We start from the raw sequence: 20,741 nt of genomic DNA, 5'->3' as shown, positions 1-20,741 counted from the left end.
GCGTGAAACGGACCGCGCCTGCGTTCATTTCCGGAGAACTCAAAATTTATCGCGGCCCCTTGTCCAGCGGGGATATGAAAGCCGGATTCGTCGCGGAGACGCCGGTCAAGGCCCGCCTTCTCACCGCGCTCGCGCTGACCAAGGCGGCGGATACGAAGACGCTGCGCGAGGTGTTTTACCGGTATTGAGGCGGAATGCCTCAGGAAAGTCTTTCGTCATCATGACTCATCGATGGCGAAAGACTGTCCGCCCGGATAAAGCGGACGTTCAACGTTGGAGTTGAAGAGCGTAAAGCCGGGCCGCCTCAACGTCCTCTTGACATTGCCTTGGCACAAAGCGCCTTGTTGAACCAGGTGGACTTTGCCACGCCGATATAGTTGTCGAAATCGCAAGGCGGAAGGTAGATGCCATTCTTTCCTCCCTTGAGTTCTCCTTCGTTTCCTGCTCTCGCAGCCAGCGTGGCGTCCAGCGTTGCCAGACATTGCTGGATTTCGCCATTGTGATATTGCGCCAGCGCCAGGTCATTCCGCACCTGGTCCATTTCGATCCAGTCCATGAATTTCTCGCACTGCGCCATCAGGCTTTGCAGAATGTCCGCTGCCTGGGCGAAGCGACGGGAGCGATACAAGCCGAGGAACCGGTCGCGCAGCGCTTGCCGGCCCGCGTTCGTGCAGGCCGCCGGTGGAACATGGTACATGCCGTCGAATCCGGCCCGCATCCCGCAGTAGACGCGACACTCGTCCTCGTTGATTGGACTTACGACTACCGCGGAGCCGCTAGCTGAAAAAGATATGTCGCATTTCGAATCATCGCCCTCCGCGGCCCAACCACCCGGGTAACCGGTGGCGCCCGAAATCACGCCTGAAACATTACAGGTGTGACAGTTTCCTCCGATAGACTCGATCTCGAAGGTCAGCCTCTTCTGCGCGTCCGATCGAATCGTGAGCATGCCGCTACCGCGCTCACGGACGTATTGGCCCGGCTGGATTTTTGGCTGCGCCGCCATCGCGGACGCGGTTACGGCAATCATGAAGGCGAAATGCGGGAGATAGCGCAGCATAAGGGAGCGATGTCTAGCGGGGAACTGGCGAGCACCGAGCGGCTTCATCGGGCAGCGTTTTGGGTCCGTCTCGATCTTGCGTGCACAATAGCGCCATAAACGAGGCATGCTAACGCCAGAAAAATCCAAAACGCGACAACACCGTTTGAACCGGCGATTGCAAAAGCAATTTTTTCATAGCGCCACGGCTTTGCGGACGGATTGGTGAAGACGTCCCAAGCATGGTAAAAACAATAAGCAGAAAAAATGTAATTTCCCACATATTTGGCAACGTCTGGGTTGTCTGTGGGAAGCCGGAAATTCCATTTTTTCGCCCATCGATCAATGTTTTCTTGGTTTGGCCAGCATGGCCCAAGAATAATGATAAAAAAAATGAATACCGTGAGCATCACTAGGTCTGACCAGTAATCAGTGCCTGGTGCTCTCAGAAATACAAAGACAGTTATGGCAGAGAGTAACCCGAAGATGATCTGGAGAAATATTCGGAGCGCACGCATTTGTTTGAGGCCTAACCACGAGTAGAGATCATGACGGAGTATTTTCCGTCATGACATATAAAATGTCGAACGTTTTCTTGAAGCCAATTCCAGCGTCTTTTGTATGCAATAGAAAAACAACGCAGACGACCTCATTGAGCCTGTAACAGACCGTTGACAAAGAATCGCCAAGGACGCCAGATCTCGCTCCGGCAAGAGGAAAAGACTGACGCTATGCGGAGTTATGGTTTGCGCAACGTCGCCGCCAATGCCTTGGCGGTTTTCAGGAAAGCGTGCGCGGCCGGGCTGGCGTGCTTCAAACTGAGCACCGCCAGGCCCACGGATCGCCGGACGGCCGGCGTCAATGGCTTCTTGATGACGCCCGGGCACAGGGACATGACCTGATCCGACAAGGCCAGGTCGGAGATCAACGACACGCCGTCCCCGTTCTCCACCGACTTGATGATGGTGATGATCTGGGAATAGCGGTGCGTGATCGCGGGGCGCAGGTTGGCGGAGGCGAGGCTCTTCTCGGCCGCCGACACGCCGCCCTCGACGATTTTCATGATGAACGGCGACTCGCACAGTTCGGGCAGGCCCACCGCTCTTTTCCTGGCCAGCGGGTGATCGGCCGGGAGCAGTGCGACCAGCTGATCCTCTACCAGCGGCATGGTGTCCAGCCGTTCTTCGGGAAGCACGACGAAGCCGACATCGACCCGGCGTTCCAGAACCCAATCGACCACGTCGTCATCGTCGGCCTCCTCGACGAGAATCTTGATGGCGGGATGCTCTTTCTGGAACTGGTCGAGGATTCTCGGCAGCAGCCACAAGGACGACGAGGGTCCGAACGAACCGATGCGCAGGACGCCGCGGCTCAGTCCGCGGAGGGCAGCCACCTCCTGGCGGATGGCTTCGGAAACGCCGAGCAGTTCACGAACGCGGATCAGCAGATTCCGGCCGACTTCGGTGACCTCGATGTTGGACTGCTTGCGCGACAGGAGCGTGACGCCCCATTCCTTTTCCAGCAACCGCAGGGCGTGCGATACGGCCGACTGGCTGATGCCGAGCTGCTCCGCCGCGGCGGTGAAGCCGCCCAGCTCCGCCACCTTGGCGAAAATTTCGAGTTGGGTGAAAGTCATTTTCAGTTAGCCATGAGAAAAAACTCATTTTTCCATGATAAGACATTAGTAATAGCATATCAATCGTGGGGTGTGGCGATGGTGGCCGCATCGCCACGCCGGACGGCGGGTTTTCCCATTCGGCATCTGTAAAGTCTTATGAAAGGAAAGTCATGACAACGCTCAATCTCGATGCAAGACAGTTCCCCGCGGGCACATTTCATTTCGACCTCTGCGGCGGCATCTCGGTGTGCGCGCTGGCCATCGCGATGGCCCTGTGCATCCGGCACGGCGACTTCTCGGCGATTCCCGCGCTGCTGAGCCTAGCGGTGATGGCGTTGGTCATAGTCGGTGTCACGCCGCCGGAGACCCGCTCCTCGCCAAGAGTCCGTGGCGACGGCGACCAGAAAACATACTTCCGCGTGCATTTGCTGCGCCGCCACTGTCTGGAACAATGAAACCTGCGAGGTCGCACCGGGCCATCGGGCAGGTCGCTCATGCGTATGGCGCCTGCCTGAGGGTCGAAGTGCTGGAAAGCCCGGAAGGGTTCTACATCGGCACCCGCGAGGACGGCCTGCCGTTTTCGCGGGAGTCGGTCGAGTACTACCCGAGCCGCGTCGCGGCCGAACGTGCGCTCATGAGGGGAACATGGACGCAACGCCTGTTGCCGGCGCAGAAGAATGTTTTGCCACCGGCGGCGGCCTGATCCGGCGGGGCCGGTTTTCGGCCATGTTCTCCCGTATAGTTTCCGTACAAATGCAGCCGCCCGGAATTGCTTGCCTTTCCCTCGCGAACCCTTTTCCAGACAAAGATCAATTTCATGATTCCCTTATCCGACCTTCTGGTATTCGCCGGAATCGCATTGCTGATGGTGCTGACTCCCGGTCCGAACATGATTTACCTCATTTCGCGCTCCATCTGCCAAGGCAGGAAAGCCGGCGTGATTTCATTGCTTGGCGTGGTCGCCGGTTTTTTGGTCCACATGTTTGCCGCCGCTCTCGGCATCACCGCCCTGTTCATGGCCGTGCCCCTGGCCTACGAAATCCTCAAATGGGCCGGCGCCGCCTATCTTCTCTATCTGGCCTGGCAAGCCGTGAAGCCCGGTTCCAAATCCCCTTTCGAAGCGAAGAATCTGCCGATCGACACGCCCAGGAAATTGTTCGCCATGGGCTTCGTGACCAACCTGCTGAATCCGAAGATCGCGGTTTTTTATTTGTCGATCCTGCCGCAGTTCGTCTCTCCGGCGCATGGAGACATGTTTACTCAAAGCATCGAGCTCGGCCTGACCCAGATCGTCATCAGCTTCTCGGTGAATCTGACCATCGCACTCTCGGCGGCCAAGTTGGCGGCCTGGTTCAGCCATAGCCCCAAATGGCTGGCTACTCAGCGGTACGTGATGGGAACGGTATTGGCGACGCTGGCTGTAAGGCTGGCCCGGGAGTAAGGTGGCTCCGGGCCTCCGCCGCCGCCATCAACATCATCCGGCGGCGGGAACCCGGCACGGATCATTCCTGCAGATAAGCGTCCGCGAAGCTGCCGCGCAGCCCTTCCCCCGTGGGCGCGTAGTTCCTGACCTTTTTCGCCAGCACGACGACGCGCGGATTGGTGCCGAACTCGATGGACGGCAGGTCCTTGTTCACGATCCGCTGGAATTCCTGGAACTGTTTCTGGCGCTTGCCTTCGTCGATCTCCACCGCCGCCGCTTCGAGCAGGCGGTCAACCTCCGGGTTGGCATAGTGCGCCGGGTTGGCGAACGGCAGGCCGACCTTGAAGTTCTTCGACCAGAAGACCCGCTGCACGCCGACCGTCGGATCGAACATGTTGGCCAGCGCTTCGAGCGTGACGTCGAAGGCGCGGTCGGTGTAGGCCTTGGTCGTGTAGGTGGCGAAGTCGTAGTTCTCGATCACCGCGTCAACGCCGATCCTGGCCCAGGACTGCCTGACGAACTCGGCGGCGCGCTTTTCCTGGAACGGGTTCCACAGCAGGCGCAGCTTGAAGCGCGTGCCGTCCGCGCCGCGCTTGTGGCCGGCGGCGTCGAGCGCGGCCTCGGAGCGTTTCGGGTCGAAGGGGTAAGGCTGGATGCTGCCGTCGTGATATTTGGCGATCAGCGGCCCGATCGGCGACGCCGAGACCTGCCCGTAGCCGAACCAGACCAGCCTGTTCAGCGCGTTCAGATCCAGCGCCCCTGCCAGCGCCCGCCGGACTTCGAGGTTAGCGAGGATCGGCGAGTCGAGGTTGAAATAGAGCTGGTGCTGGCTGCCGAGGTACGGCTCGCTCGACGTGTCAACGGCGAAGTTGGGCAGCGCCTTGAAGCGTTCGACGTCGGAGAGCGGTATCGCCTGCCCGCCGAGGTCCGCGCTGCCGGACTCCAGGGCCAGGGCGCGCGCGGCGGCGTCGGGGATGAAGCGCACCGTCACCTTGTCCAGGTAGGGCTTCGGCTTGTCCCAGTAGTTCGGGTTGCGTTCCAGGGCGACGTAGCTGCCGCGCACCCATTCCTTGAACACGAACGGGCCGGTGCCCACGGGCGCGCTGTTGTACTTGTTGGTCAGGATGTCGGTGCCTTCGTACAGGTGCTTCGGCACGATCGGCGATTCGGTCGCCGCCAGCGCCGTCAGGAGGAACGGGGCCGGCTTGGAGAGCACCAGGATCGCCGTATGCGCGTCCGGCGTCTCGACGCGGGTCACGTTGGCGAAGACGCTCCGGCCGCGCGGGTGATACTGCTTGAGCGCGAGGATCGAGAAGGCCACGTCGGCCGAGGTGAACTCCTTGCCGTCGTGCCACTTGACGCCCTTGCGCAGGTCGAAGCGGTACTGCAGCCCGTCCTTGGCGACGGACCAGGCGGTCGCCAGCTGCGGCTTGGGATTGAGCTTCTGGTCGTAGGTCAGCAGCCCCTCGACGATTTTGGGGCCGATCTCGCAGCTACCGCCGGCCGTGGTGGTCAGCGGCACGATCAGCGCCGGCTCGGGCGTGACGATCCAGTTCAGGTTGCCGCCGCTTCTGGGTTCGGCGATGGCCGCGCCGGCCAGTCCGGCCGCCGCCAGCACCCATGCCGTCCGCGACAGGGAACGGCGAAGGAAATTCAGGAAGAACATGGTTGCCTTTCAGTCATTGAGGTTCGAGGTACGGAGTCCGGTGATGCGCGCCGTCATTCCTGCAGCGACACTTCGGAGAAGCTGCCGCGGATGCCTTCGCCGGTCGGGATGTGGTTCTTCACCTTTTTCGCGGCGATGGTGATCTGCGGGTTCGTGCCGAACTCGACGGACACGACGTCCGCGTGCACGATCTTCTGGAACTCGTCGAACTGCTTGTGCCGTTTGGCCTCGTCCGGCTCGACGGCCGCCGCCTCCAGCAGCCGGTCGACCTCCGGGTTGGCGTAGTGCGCCGGGTTGGCGAACGGCAACCCGACCTTGAAGTTCTTCGACCAGAACACGCGCTGCACGCCGACCGTTGGATCGAACATGTTGGAGAGCATTTCCAGCGCCAGGTCGAAGGCGCGGTCGGTGTAGGCCTTGGTCGTGTAGGTGGCGAAGTCGTAGTTCTCGATCACCGCGTCGACGCCGATCCTGGCCAGCGACTGGCGGACGAATTCCGGCGCGCGCTTTTCGTGGTACGGGTTGAACAGCAGGCGCAGCTTGAAGCGCACGCCGTCGGCGCCGCGCTTGTAGCCGGCCGCGTCGAGCGCCGCCTCGGCCTGCTTGAGGTTGAACGGGTAATGCTTGATGCCCGCATCGTGGTACCGGGTCAGCTGCGGCCCGACCGGCGACGCCGCGATGGTGCCGTAGCCGAACCAGACCAGCTTGTTGAACGCCTCCAGGTCCAGCGCCTGCGCGATCGCCCGGCGCACGTTGACGTCCTTCAACTGCGGCGTGTCGAGGTTGAAATAGAGCTGCTGCTGGTTGCCGAGATACGGAAACGAGCGGATGTCGACGGTGAATTTCGGCGACGCCTTGAAGCGCTCGACGTCGGACAGCGGGATCACCTGCGTGCCAACGTCGGCGGCGCCGGATTCGAGCGCCAACGCGCGCGCCGCCGCGTCGGGGATGAAGCGCGCGACGACCTTGTCGACGTAGGGCTTGGGCTTGTCCCAGTAGTTCGGGTTGCGTTCGAGGACGACGTGGCTGCCCTTGACCCACTCCTTGAACACGAACGGCCCGGTGCCGACGGGTTCCCGGTTGTACTTGCTGTTCTGGACGTCGGTCCCTTCGTACAGGTGTTTCGGGACGATCGGCGACTCGGTGCCGGACAGCGCCGTCAGCAGGTACGGCGCCGGCTTCGACAGGACGATCACCGCCGTGTGCGCATCCGGCGTCCTGACGCTTTCGACGTTGGCGAAGGTGCTGCGGCCGCGCGGATGGTACTGCTTGAGCGCGAGGATCGAGAAGGCCACGTCAGCCGAGGTGAAGTCCTTGCCGTCGTGCCACTTGACGCCCTTGCGCAGGTCGAAGCGGTACTGCAGCCCATCCTTGCTGACCGACCAGGCCGTCGCCAGCAGCGGCTTGGGATTGAGCTGATAGTCGTAGGTCAGGAGCCCTTCGACCACCTTCGGGCCGAGGTCGCAGCTGCTGCCGGCGCTCGTCGTCAGCGGCACGAACAGCGCCGGCTCGGAGGCGATGATCCAGTTCAGCGTGCCACCGCTCCTGGTCTGCGCGCAGGCGCCCGCCGCGATCAGCCCGCCGGCGACGGCGGCCAGCGCAAGTTTCCAGAACCGGCCGGCCGGTCGATGACGCAGAGACATACACCCCCCTTTGAAGTGAAAGAAAGGCTCACCTTAGCGAACGGGGGTTGGCGCGAGAACGAAGTATTTTTTCTATGCTTACTATGAATTCCTGGAAGCGATCCCGCGCGGATCGGCATAAGCAATTCACCATAAATTAGTTCAACCCGGACGCGGAACGGGGAAGAATCGCGGCGGGGCCGTTTCGCCGCATCCCGCCGGCGTCGGCGCGGGGCACGCAGCCTCCGGGACAACGAACATGGCCAAGAGAACGAAGACCTACTACGGCGTATCCATCGGCATCCTGATGGTGCGCACCCGTTTCCGGCGCTTTCCCGGCGACATCGGCAACGCCGAGACCTGGCCCTTCCCGGTCCAGTACCGGATCGTCGAGGAAGCCACACCGCGCGGCATGACTCGCATCCACGAGCAGAGCCTGCTCGAACCGTTCAAGCGCGCGGCGCGGGAACTGATCGACGGCGGCGTCAACGGCATCACCACCACCTGCGGGTTCCTTTCGCACTACCAGCGGGAACTGGCCGACTGGTCGCCGGTGCCGGTGGCGGCCAGCAGCCTGCTGCAGTATCCGCTGGCGGCAAGCGTGATCGCCTCGCACAGGAAAGTCGGCATCCTGACCTTCGACGGCGCCGCGCTGAAAGGGAGCTATCTCGAATCCGCCGGCATTCCGGCGGGCACGCCGGTGGCCGGCATGCCGCCCGATTCCGACTTCGTCCGCGCCATCCTGGACGATGACGATTCCATCCCCTTCGAGCGCCTCCGCGACGAAGTGCTGGCCGTCGCGAACGACTTCCAGCGGCATCATCCCGAACTCGGCGCCCTCCTCCTCGAATGCACCAACCTGGCGCCGTTCTCGGCCGACATCGCCGATGCGCTCGGGCTGCCGGTATTCGATACGATATCGCTGGTTTCCTGGTTCCATGCCGGCCTGAGGCCGCGGCGCTTCCGCTGAAGCGCGGGCAATTCCGCGCAGGAAAACCGCGCGGCGAGGAATTTGCGCGGCGTTTCGCCGGTCCAATGTCCCCGTAGTGCCCTTTTGGAATACGCATATCGAAAAATCTTCTTTCATGCCCGGCGCCCCCGCTGCTAGAGTCGGTGCCGTTCCGGGCATGGCCGCTCAAACATTCAACAAGGAGAATCGCATGGCCTTTTCCTTCGCATTGCGTTCGCTCAAGCGGGGCGCCAGCCTCGCCGCGCTCGCCCTGGCGTTCTCGCTCGCCGCGAACGCCGCCTCGGCGCAAGAATTGAAAATCGGCTTGAGCAGCAACCCCGCGGCGGTCGACCCGCACTTCTTCAACAACGACGCCATCAGCGCGCTGTGCAGCCACATCTACGAACCGCTGGTCGCCATCGACGCCGACGGCAAGCTGGCCCCGGCCCTCGCCGTTTCCTGGCGCACGATCAACGACACCACCTGGGAGTTCAAGCTGCGCCAGGGCGTGAAATTCCACGACGGCGGCGACTTCACCGCCGACGACGTCGTCTTCTCGCTGGAGCGTCCGGCCACCATCCAGAACAGTCCGAGTTCGTTCACCACCTATACGAAGTCGATCGTGGCCAAGAAGATCGTCGATCCGCTCACCATCCAGTTGACCACGGCGGCGCCGGCGCCCCTGCTGCCCAACGACCTGACGCGGATCTTCATCGTCTCGCGCAAGGCGGCGGAAAAGGCGACCACGGACGATTTCAACCAGGGCAAGGTCGTCGGCGGCACCGGCCCCTTCAAGCTGGTCAAGTACAGCAAGGGCGAGTATCTGCAGGTGGCCCGCTTCGATGGCTACTGGGGCTCCAAGCCGGCCTGGGCGTCGGTCACCCTGAAGTTCCTGCCGAACGACCCGGCGCGCATGGCGGCGCTGCTGTCGAGCGACGTGCAGCTGATCGAGAACGTGCAGGCCAACCTCGTCGCGCAGTTCAAGGCCAACAAGGACCTGAACGTGTTCGAGAAAATGTCGAACCGCTACATGTTCCTGTACACCGATCACCGCGACACCTCGCCGTTCGTCACCGACAAGGCCGGCAAGCCGCTCGACAAGAACCCGCTCAAGGACGCGCGCGTGCGCGAGGCGATCTCCAAGCTGATCGACCGCAAGACGCTGACCGGGAAGGTGCTCGACGGACTCGGCGTGCCCAACGCCAATCCCGCGCCGCCCGGAATGTTCGGGCACAACCCCGACCTCAAGCCCGACGCCCTCGACGTGGCCGGCGCCAAGAAGCTGCTGGCCGAGGCGGGCTATCCCGACGGCTTCGGCATCACCATCTTCGGACCGAACGACCGCTTCATCAACGACGAGCAGGTGCTGCAGGCCATCGGCCAGATGCTGACGCGCGGCGGCATCGCCACCAAGGTGCAGACGCAGCCCATGGCCAGCTACGTGCCCAAGGCGGCGAAGAAGGAACTCGGCTTCGGCCTGCTCGGCTGGGGCGTCGGCGGCGGCGAGCCGTCGAGCCCGCTGCGCGGCCTGCTGGCGACGACCGACAAGGACAAGGGCCTCGGCACCAGCAACTGGAGCAGCTACAGCAGCGCCAAGTTCGACGCGGCGCTGATCGAGGCCTTGAGCACGATCGACGACAGGAAGCGCGAGAAGCTCTTCCAGGACGCGGCGGATATCGCGATCAGGCAGGACCATGCGATCATCCCGCTGTACAACCAGGTCGCCACCTGGGCGGCGCGCAAGGGCTACCGCTACACGCCGCGTCCGGACGAGGCGACGCTGGCGCAGTTCGTCCGACCGGAGTAAAAACCGTTCCTGCATCCATACGCCTCGCCCGGGAAACCGCGGCGAGGCATTTTCCATCCCCGACCGACGCCGTCCCGCCATGTGCCAACTGCTCGCGCTGAACAGCAACCATCCCGCCGCGATCACCTTTTCGTTCGAAGGCTTCGTGGCCCGTGGCGGCTTGACCGGCAAGCACCGCGACGGCTGGGGCATCGCCTTCTTCGAGGACACCGGCTGCCGGCTCTTCATCGATTACCAGGCTTCGATCGACTCGCCGATCGCGCAGCTGATCAAGCACTACCCGATCAAATCGACCAACATCGTCGCGCACGTGCGCCTGGCCACGCAGGGCAAGGTCAGCCTGCCGAACTGCCATCCGTTCATGCGCGAGCTGTGGGGAAAATACTGGGTGTTCGCGCACAACGGCGACCTCAAGGATTTCCACCCCGCGCTGAACGGCCAGTATCTGCCGGTCGGCTTCACCGACAGCGAAGCCGCGTTCTGCTTCATCCTGCAGGGCCTGCGCGAACGCCACCCGTACCGCGAACCGCCGCTCGACGTGCTGTTCCGCAGCATCCGGGAAATCGCCACCGGCATCGCCGCGCACGGCACCTTCAATTTCCTGCTGTCGAACGGGGACTTCATGTTCGCGCACTGCTCCACGGACCTGTTCTGGGTCCAGCGCGGCTATCCCTTCTCCACGGCGAAGCTGGTCAACTGCGACGTTTCCATCGACTTCAGCCATTACAACAAGCCGAACGACCTGATCACGGTCATCGCCACCCAGCCGCTGACCTGTGACGAGCAGTGGAACAGATTCGAGCGCGGCGAACTGCTCACGTTCTTCAATGGCGAAATCGTCCGGCGGTACACGCCCGAGCCGCCGGCCGCCATCCCGGAAGGCAGCGAAAAAACGGCCGGAAGCCTCGCATGCTAGTTTTCCTGTTGCGCCGCCTGATGCAGAGCGGCGCGGTGCTGCTGGCCATGTCGCTGCTGGTGTTCGTCGGCGTGTACGCCGTCGGCAATCCCGTCAACATCCTGGTCAATCCGGAGGCCGACCGCGCGGAAATGGATCGCGCCGTGGCCGCGCTGGGCCTCGACAAACCGCTGTGGACGCAGTACGCGATCTTCGTGAAGCAGGCGCTGGCAGGCGATTTCGGCAATTCCTTCGTGCACGGCACCTCGGCGACGCAGCTGATCCTGCAGCGCATGCCGGCGACGCTGGAACTCGCCGTCGCGGCGCTGCTGATCGCCGTCGCGCTGGGCATTCCGCTCGGGCTGTGGGCCGGCTTGCGGCCGGAGAGCCGCAGCGGCAGGACGATCATGGGCCTGTCGATCCTCGGCTTCTCGCTGCCGACCTTCTGGGTCGGGCTGCTCCTGATCATGCTTTTTTCGGTGCAGCTCGGCTGGCTGCCGTCGAACGGGCGCGGCGCTACCACCGACCTCCTCGGCATCCCGGTGTCGTTCCTCACCTGGGACGGCCTCAAGCACCTCTTGATGCCGGCCCTGAACCTCGCGCTCTTCAAGGTTTCGCTGGTCATCCGCCTGACCCGCGCCGGCACCCGCGAGGCGCTGCTGCAGGACTACGTGCGCTTCGCCCGCGCCAAGGGCCTCGGCCCGGCGCGGATCGTCGGCGTGCACGTGCTGAAGAACATCCTGATTCCGATCGTCACCGTGCTGGGGCTCGAATTCGGCTCGCTGATCGCCTTCGCCGTGGTCACCGAATCGATCTTCGCCTGGCCGGGCATGGGCAAGCTGCTGATCGAGTCGATCAACCTGCTCGACCGGCCGGTCGTGGTGGCCTACCTGCTGATCGTGGTCGCCTTGTTCGTGCTGATCAACCTCGCCGTGGACCTCCTCTACTCGGCGCTGGACCCGCGCATCCGGCTCGAACAGCGGAGCGACTGAGCGATGCGCGGCCTGCTCGATGCCTATTCGCCGAACCGTGTCGAGCGGGTGGCGCTGTTCGTGCTGCTGGCGCTGTTCCTGGCCGCCCTGGCGGCGCCGCTGATCTCGCCGCAGAACCCCTACGACCTGGCCCAGCTCAACGTCGCCGACGGCCGCCTGCCGCCCGGCAGCGCGGCGGATGCCGGCGGGGTCGGCCGCTACTGGCTGGGCAGCGACGACCAGGGGCGCGACATGCTCTCGGCGATCCTCTACGGCCTGCGCATCAGTCTGCTGGTGGGCGTCAGCAGCACGCTGCTGGCGCTGGCCTGCGGCCTCTCGCTCGGCCTGATCGCCGGGTATTTCGGCGGCCGGATCGACACGCTGGTGATGCGCGTCGCCGACATCCAGCTGTCGTTTCCCGCCATCCTCATCGCGCTGGTCCTGCTCGCCGTGCTCGGGCAGGGCGTCGGCAAGATCGTCACCGCGCTGTTCGCCGTGCAGTGGGCCTACTACGCGCGCACGGCGCGCAGCGCGGCGCTGGTGGAGCGCGGCAAGGACTACATCGCCGCCGCGCGCCTGCTCGACCTGGGCACGCCGCGCATCATCTTCCGGCACCTGCTGCCCAACTGCCTGCCGCCGCTGATCGTGGTGGCCGCGCTGCAGGTGGCCAGCGCCATCTCGCTCGAAGCCACGCTGTCCTTCCTCGGCATCGGCCTGCCGATCACCGAGCCCTCGCTCGGCCTGCTGATCGCCACGGGCTTCCAGTACCTGCTGGTCGGCGACTACTGGATCAGCTTCTTCCCCGGCATCGCCCTGGTGCTGCTCATCGTCTCGATCAACCTGGTCGCCGACCGCGTGCGCGACGTGCTCAACCCCCGGCTGCAGGGGCAGTGACCATGCCGCCGCCCGTGCTCGACGTGCGTGGTCTGCGCACCCACTTCTTCACCGCCAGGGGCGTGGTGCGCGCGGTCAACGACGTCAGCCTCGCCCTTCAGCCCGGCGAGATTCTCGGACTGGTCGGCGAATCGGGCTCCGGCAAATCGATGACCGGGTTTTCCATTCTCGGGCTGGTCGACCCGCCGGGCCGGATCGTCGGCGGACAGGTGCTGTTCAAGGGCGAGAATCTGCTGGCCATGGACGCCCGGCGCCTGCGCCGGCTGCGCGGCGACCGCATCGCGATGGTCTTCCAGGACCCGATGATGACCCTCAATCCGGTGCTGCGCATCGACACGCAGATGATCGAGACCTTGCAGGCGCATCAGCGGATCGGCCATGCCGCCGCCCGCGAGCGCGCGCTGCGGGCGCTCGCCGACGTGGGCATCGCCTCGCCGGCCGAGCGGCTCGCCGCCTATCCGCACCAGTTCTCCGGCGGCATGCGCCAGCGCGTGGCCATCGCCATCGCCCTGCTCAACCGGCCCGACCTGATCATCGCCGACGAACCGACCACGGCGCTCGACGTGACCATCCAGGGCCAGATCCTGGCGCTGGTGCAGAAGCTCTGCCGCGAACACCGGACCAGCCTGATCTGGATCACCCACGACCTGTCGGTGGTCGCCGGCCTGGCCGACCGGATCGCCGTGATGTACGCGGGCAGGATCGTCGAATCCGGCCCCGTCGACGCCGTCCTGGCGCGCCCGCTGCATCCCTACGCCGAAGGCCTGCTCGGTGCGATCCCGGCCCTGCACGCGCGCGGCGAACCGCTGCATCCGATCCCCGGCAATCCGCCGTCGCTGGCCGACCTGCCCGCCGGCTGCGCCTTCGCCGACCGTTGCCCGCACGCCTTTGCCGCGTGCAAGGTCGCGCCGCCCGACATCGACGCCGGCGAACCCGGCCGGCCGCATCGGGTCCGCTGCTGGCTGCGCACGCCCGTCCCTTCGCCCGTACCGCAATGACCGATCCGCACGCCGCGCCGATGAACCATGCGCCCACGTCCTCGCCCCTGCTCGAACTGCGGCGCATCAGCAAGTCGTTCGGCCCTGCGCTCGACCTGGCCGCGCGCGCGGCGCAAAAGATCGGCGCCCGGGTTGCCGCCGAAACCGTACACGCGGTGGACGACGTTTCGCTCACCATCGCCCGCGGCGAGGTGGTCGGGCTGGTCGGCGAATCGGGCTGCGGCAAGTCGACCCTCGGCCGCGTGGCGGTCGGCCTGTACGCGCCGACGGCCGGACAGCGTTTCTGGCACGGCGACGGCCATGCCCGGCCGCTGGACGACCTGCCCGCCGACGGACTGCGCGCGATCCGCATCAAGATGCAGATGGTCTTCCAGGACCCTTCCGCCTCGCTCAACCCACGAATGCGCGCCGGTACCGCGATCAGCGAAGCGCCGCTGGCGCACGGGCTGCTCCGCCAGCAGGACCGCGCGGCGTGGCTCGCGCAGCTGCTGCGCCGCGTCGGCCTCGACCCCGGCCTGGCGGAGCGCTACCCGCACCAGTTCTCCGGCGGCCAGCGCGCCCGCCTGGGCATCGCCCGCGCGCTGGCCGTGCAACCCGAATTCCTCGTCTGCGACGAGGCGGTCGCCGCGCTCGACGTCTCGATCCAGGCGCAGATCCTCAACCTGTTCATGCAGCTGCGCGCGGACCTGGGGCTGACCTACCTGTTCATCAGCCACGACCTGGGCGTGGTGCGCCACATCAGCGACCGGGTAGTGGTCATGTACCTTGGCCGGATCGTCGAGATCGCCCCGGTCGAGGAAATCTTCGCCTGCGCGCATCACCCCTACACGCAGGCGCTGATCGCCGAACTGCCCGAACTCCCGGCGCGCCGGCGCGCCTATCACCCGATCCGCGGCGAACCGCCCTCGCCGCTGCACCCCCCGAGCGGCTGCCATTTCCACCCGCGCTGCCCGTACGCCAGGCCCGAATGCCGGGCCGACAGGCCGCCGCTCAGGGAAATCGCGCCGGCGCATTGGTCGGCGTGCATTCTCGACGGATAATCCTCGGACGGGTACGCGCCCATATGCCCTTGCGCCGCGCCATTCGGAAACCCATGCGCTAATACAACCGGCGCCAAATCATCGATAGCTCACGCTAAAACAGACTGCTGTGGATTTCCCCGGTTGAAGCCTTCACCCCTATCGAATAACGCTTGCCGAGAAATAATAAGGCATTGTATCCACTAGACATAGAGGCCGCCAGTCCGTATGCTGTGGAGCTTGTAGCGATTCGGCATTTCTAACGCAACCAAGCTTCAGCCTTTGTGAATATTTAATTTGATATATGGACTGGATTTCGAAACTTTTAGGCTTGGCAATCTCGTATTACGTATATCGCGGTCTAATGGGCCGTTACAAAGAAGGCGATTTTAAAATTTTACTAGCATTAATTGGAGCTCTACTGGTAACAGTTGCCATTCGCCTTCGTTGAAATCTATTTTTGTCCCAAACGGGTATCTCCGTACGCTATCGAACACTCGCTCTGATATCCCGTTCCAGTCGATCACAAAAAAACTGCATTTTCTGTCATGGCCACCATGCGCGTACTCGATATCTGTGTTGCGTCAGCTATAGCCATCGTCATGGTCATCGCGGTAATCCTTCGCGGTGATGCTCTCTATTTGGGACTGTGGTACTACATTGCTGTTCCGACACTGATTCTTGGAGTATGCATCGCGATTCGCCCTGCTCCTCTTTTTCTTTCCGGTACTGCAGTAGTCATTGCGGCTTCCATGGTTGCGCTCATGGCCGTCAACTGGACACAATCTTCACCAGAGGGCTTGCTAGGTTTAGGACATATTTTTTCACTACCAGGCGCGGTAATCGCGACAGTAATAGTTGCCTCCGTTGCACGAAAGAAATGTCTTTCTCAGCCAATCGCTCTCTTTCTGCTTGGGCTTGGGGGCTATGGAACTGGATACTTTCTTAACCAGCTGGTGGTTTGTAACACTGTTATGTGGTGTGGCCCTCTCTCGCTATCAATCAAATGAAAAGGCCCACCCGACAAATATTGGTCCGCTTAAGCAACACTGCGCGCCGTCTACGCGCACCAATGATCTAAGACATTGGGTACCCTGAATCATGGCAATTTCTCAACCGATGAAATGGATACTTTGGGTAATTGGAGCGTTTGTTTCCATATTCGTTGTTGCGGTATTCCTGACAACATGGCTTTTCTCCAGCTTATTGGGGGATCAGAGCAAAGACGAGGTTGCTCGCGTCGTATCGCCAACAGGAAAAGTTGATGCTGTATTGTTCGAAACAAATAGCGGTGCCACAACATCATTTGGTTATGAGGTCCACGTCGTAGCACATGGTGCTCAGTCTTTCGGCTCTCCGGCTGTTTCCATGTATGGCGCACGTCGCAACCAGGACGCTTACGGCGCCAACCTTACGTGGACGTCTGCGGACTCAGTGGCCGTTGAATTCCTGAGCGCACAGTTTACGAAAATCAATAGCCAGACCCGATCCATCGGTACCCAAGCTATTCGCATCTCTGTCCGCGAGGGAATCATTGATAACTCGGCGCCCACAGGTGGCATGCTTTACAACTTGAAAGGACGCCGATGACCATCGACCCGATCCGTCATTCCACTGAACCTGCGCAGAATTGTGCGCAGGCCATCGAGTTCAAACGTAAGACATCTTGAAACCGATCAGCATACACACCGGAGTTCAAGAGACACGATGGTTTGTTCGTGTGCTTGTGATGCTTGCGGTATTAGCGATTATTGGCGCCGTACATGAATGGTTTGTTCCCTCGGCGCCTCCATTCAAAGGGCGTTGGGCTTGGGTCGTCGATATCGTTTTCGTTATCGCCGGTTCAACCGGCCTGGTTTTTCTGTGGCTGGTGCTGGCCGCAGCGCTGTTGGCTTTTGCAAGGTTTATCCGGCGTCACACCCCAGAACTGCCTTCCTATAGATAGTTACAGTTCGACGCTTTCTCTGCTATCTTTCTTGGCCTCCACCTGATAGCGTTCGTCGCGGCACCGACAATCTTTGAGTGCCGTTTTCAGACTACTGGGGCAATCAGTGGCTGAACTGTAGAACTCTCATGGCATCCATCGCTCCCTTGCTGGCCGAAATCCAGGCATGCACGGCATGCGCCGCGCACTTACCCCATGGACCCCGCCCCGTCGTCCAGGTCCATCCGTCCGCCCGCATCCTCATTGCCGCGCAGGCGCCGGGCCGGAAGGTTCACGAAACCGGCATTCCTTTCAACGATGCCAGCGGCGAGCGGCTTCGCGCGTGGCTGGGTTTGTCGCGCGACATTTTCTACGACCCGGAATTGGTGGCCATTCTGCCCATGGCATTCTGCTTTCCGGGAACTGGACGTTCCGGCGATCTGCCGCCCCGGCCGGAATGCGCGCCGCTCTGGCGCGCGAAGCTGCTTGCCCGGCTGCAGCACGTGCGCCTCACGCTGGTCATCGGCAGATACGCCCAGGCGTACCACCTGCCCGATGCAGGCAGGTTGCCGCTGGCGGACGTGGTCAGGAACCGGCAGGCGGCATGGCCCCGCACGGTGGCCCTGCCGCATCCGAGTCCGCGCAACAACCTGTGGCTCAGGCGCAATCCGTGGTTCGAATCCGAGCTTTTGCCGGCCTTGCGGCCACTGGTGCAGCAGGCTCTGGCCGCCTGACTGTGCGGATCACTGCCCGGCCGCCAGCCGGACGCCGAAGCCGATCAGGAAGACTCCGGCTAGCCGCGTCAGGAAGCGAGATACGGCCGGATTGGCGCGTAGGCGTTCGGCCAGGAAATGTGTCAGCAGGACGGCGATCAGGCCATAGGCGAACGTCAGCACCGCGATCGTCGCCGCCATGAAGGCGAAAGTCAGCACGCCCCGATGCCCTACCGGGTCGACGAACAGCGGAAAGAACGCCATGTAGAAGACGATGGCCTTGGGGTTGAGCAGGGTGATCGCCATGGCCTGGCGCAGGAAGTGGCGGGGCTTGAGATCGAGCACCGGCGCCGCGCCCGGCCGGGAGAACAGCATCCGGCCGCCGAGCCAGGCGAGGTATGCCGCGCCGAGCCACTGCACGGCGTGGAACGCGGCCGGGCTGGCGCTCAGCAGGGCGGCGACGCCGGCCACCGCCAGCCACATCAGCACCTGGTCGCCGAGGATCACGCCGAGCGTCGCGGCCAGGCCGCCGCGAATGCCGCCCTTGCCGGTGGAGGTGATCAGCGCGAGATTGCCCGGTCCGGGAATCATCAGGAAGAGGATGACGGCCGCCACGAACGCGCCGTAGTCGTTTATGCCAAGCATGGAAAACCTTCGCAACAGGTGAGCGGGCGATATTTCGTCCGCGCCGGAAGACCGCTTTATACCGCCTGCCGTATAAAAATATCAATTCATATTACTTCTGGTTTCGTTTCTCGCTACATATAGTGTGTTTTCTCCGATTTTCGAAGGAAACGCCATGATCGTCCAATTGACCCGACTGTTGCTTGCCGCTGTCTCGCTGCTCGCCGTGCTGGCGTCGTCGCCCGCGTCGGCCGAGGCCCCGCCCTCTGAAGTGCGCTTTGCCTACGCCGGCGGTCCGCGCGTGTGGATTCTGGGCAAGATCGATGGTTCCTTCGAGCAGGCGTTCGGCACCAAGGTCAAGTGGATTCCGTTCAATTCCGGCGCCGACGTGCTGACGCTGTTCGCCGCCAGGGAAATCGACATCGCCCGCTTCGGTTCGAGCCCCGCCGCCGCAGGCATCGCGCGCAAGCTGCCGATCGAGGTGATCGGCACGCCCGAGATCATCGCCACCAGCGAACGGCTGATCGCCCGCAAGGGGATCGGCTCGCTGAAGGAACTGGAAGGAAAGACGGTGGCTTACCCGGCCAATTCGACCGCCCAGTACGCCTTCGAAGTCGCCGTCCGGCTGGCCAGGGTCGATCGCGCCAAAATCAAGACGGTGGCGCTCAAGCCGGCCGAGATCGTCTCGGCCTGGAAGCGCAACGACATCGACGCCGCGTACGTCTGGGGACCGTTCTCGCACCAGCTGGAAGGCGACGGCGGCAAGGAGATCTTCGCCACCCGCGACCTGCAGAAGGACGGCATCCTGGTGTTCAACAACTTCGTCGTGCGCAAGGAGTTCGCCGAAAGGCATCCCGACCTCGTGGTGAAATTCCTGCGCGTGGTGCAGGACAAGGTCGATCAGTACAAGAAGGACCCGGAAGGCTCCGCGCAGCTGATCGCCAGGCACCTGGACATCCCGCCGGACACCGCGCGCAGCACGCTGGCCGGGCTCGAATATCCCTCGCTCGCCGAGCAGTTCGACGCCGGCGTTCATCGGCAACGCCGAGAACAAGGCGGATTCGCGCATCACCCGCTCCTACAAGGATTCGGCCGACTTCCTGGCGCAGATCGGCGAAATACGCAAGGAGGACGTCCCGGCTTCCTACGCGCCGTTCATCAACACCGTGTACCTGCAACGCGCGGCGGCGAGGTAGGCGATCATGCTCGGATCGGAATTGATGCTGGAGCCGTACCCGGGCGCCGCGGAACGAGCGGAGCCCGAACCACGGCCGCGCGTTCCCGGCAGGCATCGCCATCTGCTGACCGGCATCGCCAGCGTGGCCCTCTTCGCGCTGCTCTGGCAGCTCTCCGGCAGTCTCGGCTGGGTCGATCCCCTGCTCCTGCCCCCGCCGTCGGAGGTCTTCCGCACGGCGGCGGAACTGGTGGCGTCCGGCTACCGGCAGACGCCGCTGTGGCAGCATTTCCTGATCAGCGCGGCGCGCGCCCTTTCCGCCTTCGCCGTGGCCATCGCCGTCGGCGTGCCGCTCGGCCTGAGCATGGGGCTGGCGCCGACGCTCAACGCCGTCCTCGATCCGTTCGTCCAGTTCCTGCGGCCCCTGCCGAAGATCGCGCTGATTCCGCTGGTGGTGGTGTGGTTCGGTATCGGCGAAGGCTCCAAGTTCTTCCTGATCTTCATTTCCTCGTTCCTGAGCATCGTCGTCGGCGCCGTGGCGTCCGTGGCCGGCGTCAGCCAGGGACGGGTGCGCGTGGCGCAGACGCTCGGCGCCAGCCGCCGGCAGGTCTTCCGCCACGTCGTGCTGCCGAACGCCCTGCCCGAGCTGTTCACCACCGTGCGCCTGTCGGTCGGCATCGGCTGGACCTCGCTGATCGCCGCGGAAATGGTGGCCGCCGATTCCGGCCTCGGCTGGATGGTGATCAACGCGGGCACCTACCTGCGCACCGACGTCGTGCTGCTCGGCATCCTGCTGCTCGGGCTGACCGGGTATTTCTTCGATTGGCTGCTGGTGCGCCTGCAGCGCCGGATCGCGCCCTGGGCGGGGAAGGATGCATGAGCGCCTCCGCCCGGCCGCCCGAAGGAGGCGCTCTTCCTCCCCGGGAGAGGATGTCGCGCTGCGGCAGGAGGGTCGTCCAGTGACCCCGGAACACCGCATCCGCCTCGACGGCGTCGGCAAGTGGTTTGCCGCGCCGGGCGGCGCCGGGCGGCGCACGGAGGTGCTGAGCGACGTCTCCCTGGCGCTCGCCTCCGGCGAGTTCGTCTGCCTGCTCGGGCCGTCGGGTTGCGGCAAGTCCACCATCCTCAACCTGATCGCCGGCTTCGAGCGGGCCAGCGCCGGCAGCATCCTGCTCGACGGCCGCCCGATCCAGGCCCCCGGCCCCGAGCGCGGCATGGTCTTCCAGCAGCCGACCCTGTTTCCGTGGCTGTCGGTCAGGGACAACGTCACCTTCGGCCCGCGCCTCGCCGGCCTGGCGCCGTCCCGCTACCTGCCGGAAGCCGAACGCTACCTGCGCCTCGTCGGTCTCCAGGACTTCGCCGGGCACGCGCCCTGGCAGCTGTCCGGCGGCATGCGCCAGCGTGC

General features: G+C 63.6%; 23 protein-coding genes and 1 pseudogene. 18 read left to right on the top strand and 6 right to left on the bottom strand.

All coding sequences use genetic code 11. The annotated features are described in order from the left end of the window. The first annotated feature begins 2 nt into the window (after nucleotides 1-2). Nucleotides 3-188, top strand: a complete 186-nt coding sequence (locus tag QM701_RS00120) for a hypothetical protein (RefSeq protein WP_415165081.1) — start codon at nucleotides 3-5, stop codon at nucleotides 186-188. 116 nt (nucleotides 189-304) lie between these two features. On the opposite strand, the gene QM701_RS00115 is transcribed toward QM701_RS00120, so the two are convergent. The 3 genes from QM701_RS00115 to QM701_RS00105 all read right to left on the bottom strand — a co-directional run bounded on the left by QM701_RS00115 (nucleotide 305) and on the right by QM701_RS00105 (nucleotide 2,675). Continuing rightward, nucleotides 305-1,060, bottom strand: coding sequence for a hypothetical protein (locus QM701_RS00115; RefSeq protein WP_415165080.1), 756 nt, complete (start codon nucleotides 1,058-1,060; stop codon nucleotides 305-307). Between the two features lie 44 nt (nucleotides 1,061-1,104). Continuing rightward, nucleotides 1,105-1,449: a hypothetical protein gene (locus QM701_RS00110; RefSeq protein ID WP_415165079.1), complete on the bottom strand. Its 345-nt coding sequence runs from the start codon at nucleotides 1,447-1,449 to the stop codon at nucleotides 1,105-1,107. A gap of 329 nt (nucleotides 1,450-1,778) precedes the next feature. Beyond that, complete coding sequence (locus QM701_RS00105) at nucleotides 1,779-2,675, bottom strand: LysR family transcriptional regulator (RefSeq protein WP_415165078.1); 897 nt, start codon at nucleotides 2,673-2,675, stop codon at nucleotides 1,779-1,781. Nucleotides 2,676-2,827: 152 nt separating this feature from the next. On the opposite strand from QM701_RS00105, the gene QM701_RS00100 reads away from it, so the two are divergent. From QM701_RS00100 to QM701_RS00090, 3 genes are all read left to right on the top strand, one after another. Then, nucleotides 2,828-3,112: a hypothetical protein gene (locus QM701_RS00100; protein WP_415165077.1), complete on the top strand. Its 285-nt coding sequence runs from the start codon at nucleotides 2,828-2,830 to the stop codon at nucleotides 3,110-3,112. Continuing rightward, nucleotides 3,109-3,360, top strand: coding sequence for a hypothetical protein (locus QM701_RS00095; RefSeq protein ID WP_415165076.1), 252 nt, complete (start codon nucleotides 3,109-3,111; stop codon nucleotides 3,358-3,360). The genes QM701_RS00100 and QM701_RS00095 overlap by 4 nt, the downstream gene beginning before the upstream one ends. A gap of 114 nt (nucleotides 3,361-3,474) precedes the next feature. Then, nucleotides 3,475-4,098 (top strand): LysE family translocator, encoded by a 624-nt coding sequence (locus QM701_RS00090; protein WP_415165075.1) that lies wholly within the window; start codon nucleotides 3,475-3,477, stop codon nucleotides 4,096-4,098. Nucleotides 4,099-4,159: 61 nt separating this feature from the next. Here QM701_RS00090 and QM701_RS00085 read toward each other — a convergent pair whose 3' ends face one another. Further along, nucleotides 4,160-5,746, bottom strand: coding sequence for an ABC transporter substrate-binding protein (locus QM701_RS00085; RefSeq protein ID WP_415165074.1), 1,587 nt, complete (start codon nucleotides 5,744-5,746; stop codon nucleotides 4,160-4,162). 53 nt (nucleotides 5,747-5,799) lie between these two features. Beyond that, a complete protein-coding gene (locus QM701_RS00080) occupies nucleotides 5,800-7,389 on the bottom strand; it encodes an ABC transporter substrate-binding protein (RefSeq protein WP_415165073.1) in 1,590 nt (529 codons plus the stop codon). 238 nt (nucleotides 7,390-7,627) lie between these two features. On the opposite strand from QM701_RS00080, the gene QM701_RS00075 reads away from it, so the two are divergent. The 11 genes from QM701_RS00075 to QM701_RS00025 all read left to right on the top strand — a co-directional run bounded on the left by QM701_RS00075 (nucleotide 7,628) and on the right by QM701_RS00025 (nucleotide 17,559). Further along, nucleotides 7,628-8,338, top strand: a complete 711-nt coding sequence (locus QM701_RS00075; protein WP_415165072.1) for an aspartate/glutamate racemase family protein — start codon at nucleotides 7,628-7,630, stop codon at nucleotides 8,336-8,338. 190 nt (nucleotides 8,339-8,528) lie between these two features. Then, complete coding sequence (locus QM701_RS00070; protein WP_415165071.1) at nucleotides 8,529-10,124, top strand: ABC transporter substrate-binding protein; 1,596 nt, start codon at nucleotides 8,529-8,531, stop codon at nucleotides 10,122-10,124. 79 nt (nucleotides 10,125-10,203) lie between these two features. Continuing rightward, on the top strand, nucleotides 10,204-11,040 hold the full coding sequence (locus QM701_RS00065; protein ID WP_415165070.1) for a class II glutamine amidotransferase: 837 nt from the start codon (nucleotides 10,204-10,206) through the stop codon (nucleotides 11,038-11,040). Continuing rightward, nucleotides 11,034-12,011, top strand: coding sequence for an ABC transporter permease (locus tag QM701_RS00060; protein WP_415165069.1), 978 nt, complete (start codon nucleotides 11,034-11,036; stop codon nucleotides 12,009-12,011). Before QM701_RS00065 ends, QM701_RS00060 begins: the two co-directional genes overlap by 7 nt. A gap of 3 nt (nucleotides 12,012-12,014) precedes the next feature. Continuing rightward, nucleotides 12,015-12,884, top strand: coding sequence for an ABC transporter permease (locus tag QM701_RS00055; protein ID WP_415165068.1), 870 nt, complete (start codon nucleotides 12,015-12,017; stop codon nucleotides 12,882-12,884). A 2-nt stretch (nucleotides 12,885-12,886) separates the two neighbouring features. Beyond that, a complete protein-coding gene (locus QM701_RS00050; protein ID WP_415165067.1) occupies nucleotides 12,887-13,882 on the top strand; it encodes an ABC transporter ATP-binding protein in 996 nt (331 codons plus the stop codon). After that, entirely contained in the window at nucleotides 13,879-14,922 is a 1,044-nt protein-coding gene (locus QM701_RS00045) for an ABC transporter ATP-binding protein (RefSeq protein ID WP_415165066.1), read from the top strand. Before QM701_RS00050 ends, QM701_RS00045 begins: the two co-directional genes overlap by 4 nt. A 527-nt stretch (nucleotides 14,923-15,449) precedes the next feature. Beyond that, the gene (locus QM701_RS00040) at nucleotides 15,450-15,911 is read left to right on the top strand and encodes a hypothetical protein (RefSeq protein WP_415165065.1); all 462 of its coding nucleotides are present in this window, start codon (nucleotides 15,450-15,452) and stop codon (nucleotides 15,909-15,911) included. Nucleotides 15,912-16,002: 91 nt separating this feature from the next. Beyond that, nucleotides 16,003-16,491: a hypothetical protein gene (locus QM701_RS00035; RefSeq protein ID WP_415165064.1), complete on the top strand. Its 489-nt coding sequence runs from the start codon at nucleotides 16,003-16,005 to the stop codon at nucleotides 16,489-16,491. 76 nt (nucleotides 16,492-16,567) lie between these two features. Continuing rightward, complete coding sequence (locus tag QM701_RS00030) at nucleotides 16,568-16,846, top strand: hypothetical protein (RefSeq protein ID WP_415165063.1); 279 nt, start codon at nucleotides 16,568-16,570, stop codon at nucleotides 16,844-16,846. A 128-nt stretch (nucleotides 16,847-16,974) separates the two neighbouring features. Next, entirely contained in the window at nucleotides 16,975-17,559 is a 585-nt protein-coding gene (locus QM701_RS00025; protein WP_415165062.1) for a uracil-DNA glycosylase family protein, read from the top strand. A gap of 9 nt (nucleotides 17,560-17,568) precedes the next feature. Here the strand turns inward: QM701_RS00025 and QM701_RS00020 are convergent, their stop codons facing one another. Further along, nucleotides 17,569-18,183 (bottom strand): LysE family transporter, encoded by a 615-nt coding sequence (locus QM701_RS00020; RefSeq protein ID WP_415165061.1) that lies wholly within the window; start codon nucleotides 18,181-18,183, stop codon nucleotides 17,569-17,571. 154 nt (nucleotides 18,184-18,337) lie between these two features. On the opposite strand from QM701_RS00020, the pseudogene QM701_RS00015 reads away from it, so the two are divergent. The 3 genes and pseudogenes from QM701_RS00015 to QM701_RS00005 all read left to right on the top strand — a co-directional run. Continuing rightward, nucleotides 18,338-19,024 (top strand): annotated as a pseudogene (locus QM701_RS00015) (ABC transporter substrate-binding protein); the annotation flags it as partial. 340 nt (nucleotides 19,025-19,364) lie between these two features. Then, nucleotides 19,365-20,216 carry an ABC transporter permease gene (locus QM701_RS00010; RefSeq protein WP_415165060.1) on the top strand — a complete coding sequence of 284 codons (852 nt, stop codon included), beginning with the start codon at nucleotides 19,365-19,367 and terminating at the stop codon, nucleotides 20,214-20,216. 79 nt (nucleotides 20,217-20,295) lie between these two features. Next, nucleotides 20,296-20,741 (top strand): ABC transporter ATP-binding protein (locus QM701_RS00005; RefSeq protein ID WP_415165059.1); only part of this gene is annotated, 446 nt, incomplete at its 3' end.

The organism is Propionivibrio sp. (assembly GCF_047602565.1).
GTDB lineage: Bacteria > Pseudomonadota > Gammaproteobacteria > Burkholderiales > Rhodocyclaceae > Propionivibrio.
The sequence above is the reverse complement of the archived record's forward strand: the minus strand, read 5'-3'. Positions and strand labels throughout refer to the sequence as shown.

Excerpts from the sequence above, each read along its gene's own strand:
- QM701_RS00115 (WP_415165080.1), bottom strand. The coding sequence starts at position 1,060 with ATGCTGCGCTATCTCCCGCATTTCGCCTTCATGATTGCCGTAACCGCG.
- QM701_RS00110 (WP_415165079.1), bottom strand. The coding sequence starts at position 1,449 with ATGCTCACGGTATTCATTTTTTTTATCATTATTCTTGGGCCATGCTGG.
- QM701_RS00105 (WP_415165078.1), bottom strand. The coding sequence starts at position 2,675 with ATGACTTTCACCCAACTCGAAATTTTCGCCAAGGTGGCGGAGCTGGGC.
- QM701_RS00100 (WP_415165077.1), top strand. The coding sequence starts at position 2,828 with ATGACAACGCTCAATCTCGATGCAAGACAGTTCCCCGCGGGCACATTT.
- QM701_RS00095 (WP_415165076.1), top strand. The coding sequence starts at position 3,109 with ATGAAACCTGCGAGGTCGCACCGGGCCATCGGGCAGGTCGCTCATGCG.
- QM701_RS00090 (WP_415165075.1), top strand. The coding sequence starts at position 3,475 with ATGATTCCCTTATCCGACCTTCTGGTATTCGCCGGAATCGCATTGCTG.
- QM701_RS00085 (WP_415165074.1), bottom strand. The coding sequence starts at position 5,746 with ATGTTCTTCCTGAATTTCCTTCGCCGTTCCCTGTCGCGGACGGCATGG.
- QM701_RS00080 (WP_415165073.1), bottom strand. The coding sequence starts at position 7,389 with ATGTCTCTGCGTCATCGACCGGCCGGCCGGTTCTGGAAACTTGCGCTG.
- QM701_RS00075 (WP_415165072.1), top strand. The coding sequence starts at position 7,628 with ATGGCCAAGAGAACGAAGACCTACTACGGCGTATCCATCGGCATCCTG.
- QM701_RS00070 (WP_415165071.1), top strand. The coding sequence starts at position 8,529 with ATGGCCTTTTCCTTCGCATTGCGTTCGCTCAAGCGGGGCGCCAGCCTC.
- QM701_RS00065 (WP_415165070.1), top strand. The coding sequence starts at position 10,204 with ATGTGCCAACTGCTCGCGCTGAACAGCAACCATCCCGCCGCGATCACC.
- QM701_RS00060 (WP_415165069.1), top strand. The coding sequence starts at position 11,034 with ATGCTAGTTTTCCTGTTGCGCCGCCTGATGCAGAGCGGCGCGGTGCTG.
- QM701_RS00055 (WP_415165068.1), top strand. The coding sequence starts at position 12,015 with ATGCGCGGCCTGCTCGATGCCTATTCGCCGAACCGTGTCGAGCGGGTG.
- QM701_RS00050 (WP_415165067.1), top strand. The coding sequence starts at position 12,887 with ATGCCGCCGCCCGTGCTCGACGTGCGTGGTCTGCGCACCCACTTCTTC.
- QM701_RS00045 (WP_415165066.1), top strand. The coding sequence starts at position 13,879 with ATGACCGATCCGCACGCCGCGCCGATGAACCATGCGCCCACGTCCTCG.
- QM701_RS00040 (WP_415165065.1), top strand. The coding sequence starts at position 15,450 with ATGGCCACCATGCGCGTACTCGATATCTGTGTTGCGTCAGCTATAGCC.
- QM701_RS00035 (WP_415165064.1), top strand. The coding sequence starts at position 16,003 with ATGGCAATTTCTCAACCGATGAAATGGATACTTTGGGTAATTGGAGCG.
- QM701_RS00025 (WP_415165062.1), top strand. The coding sequence starts at position 16,975 with ATGGCATCCATCGCTCCCTTGCTGGCCGAAATCCAGGCATGCACGGCA.
- QM701_RS00020 (WP_415165061.1), bottom strand. The coding sequence starts at position 18,183 with ATGCTTGGCATAAACGACTACGGCGCGTTCGTGGCGGCCGTCATCCTC.
- QM701_RS00010 (WP_415165060.1), top strand. The coding sequence starts at position 19,365 with ATGCTCGGATCGGAATTGATGCTGGAGCCGTACCCGGGCGCCGCGGAA.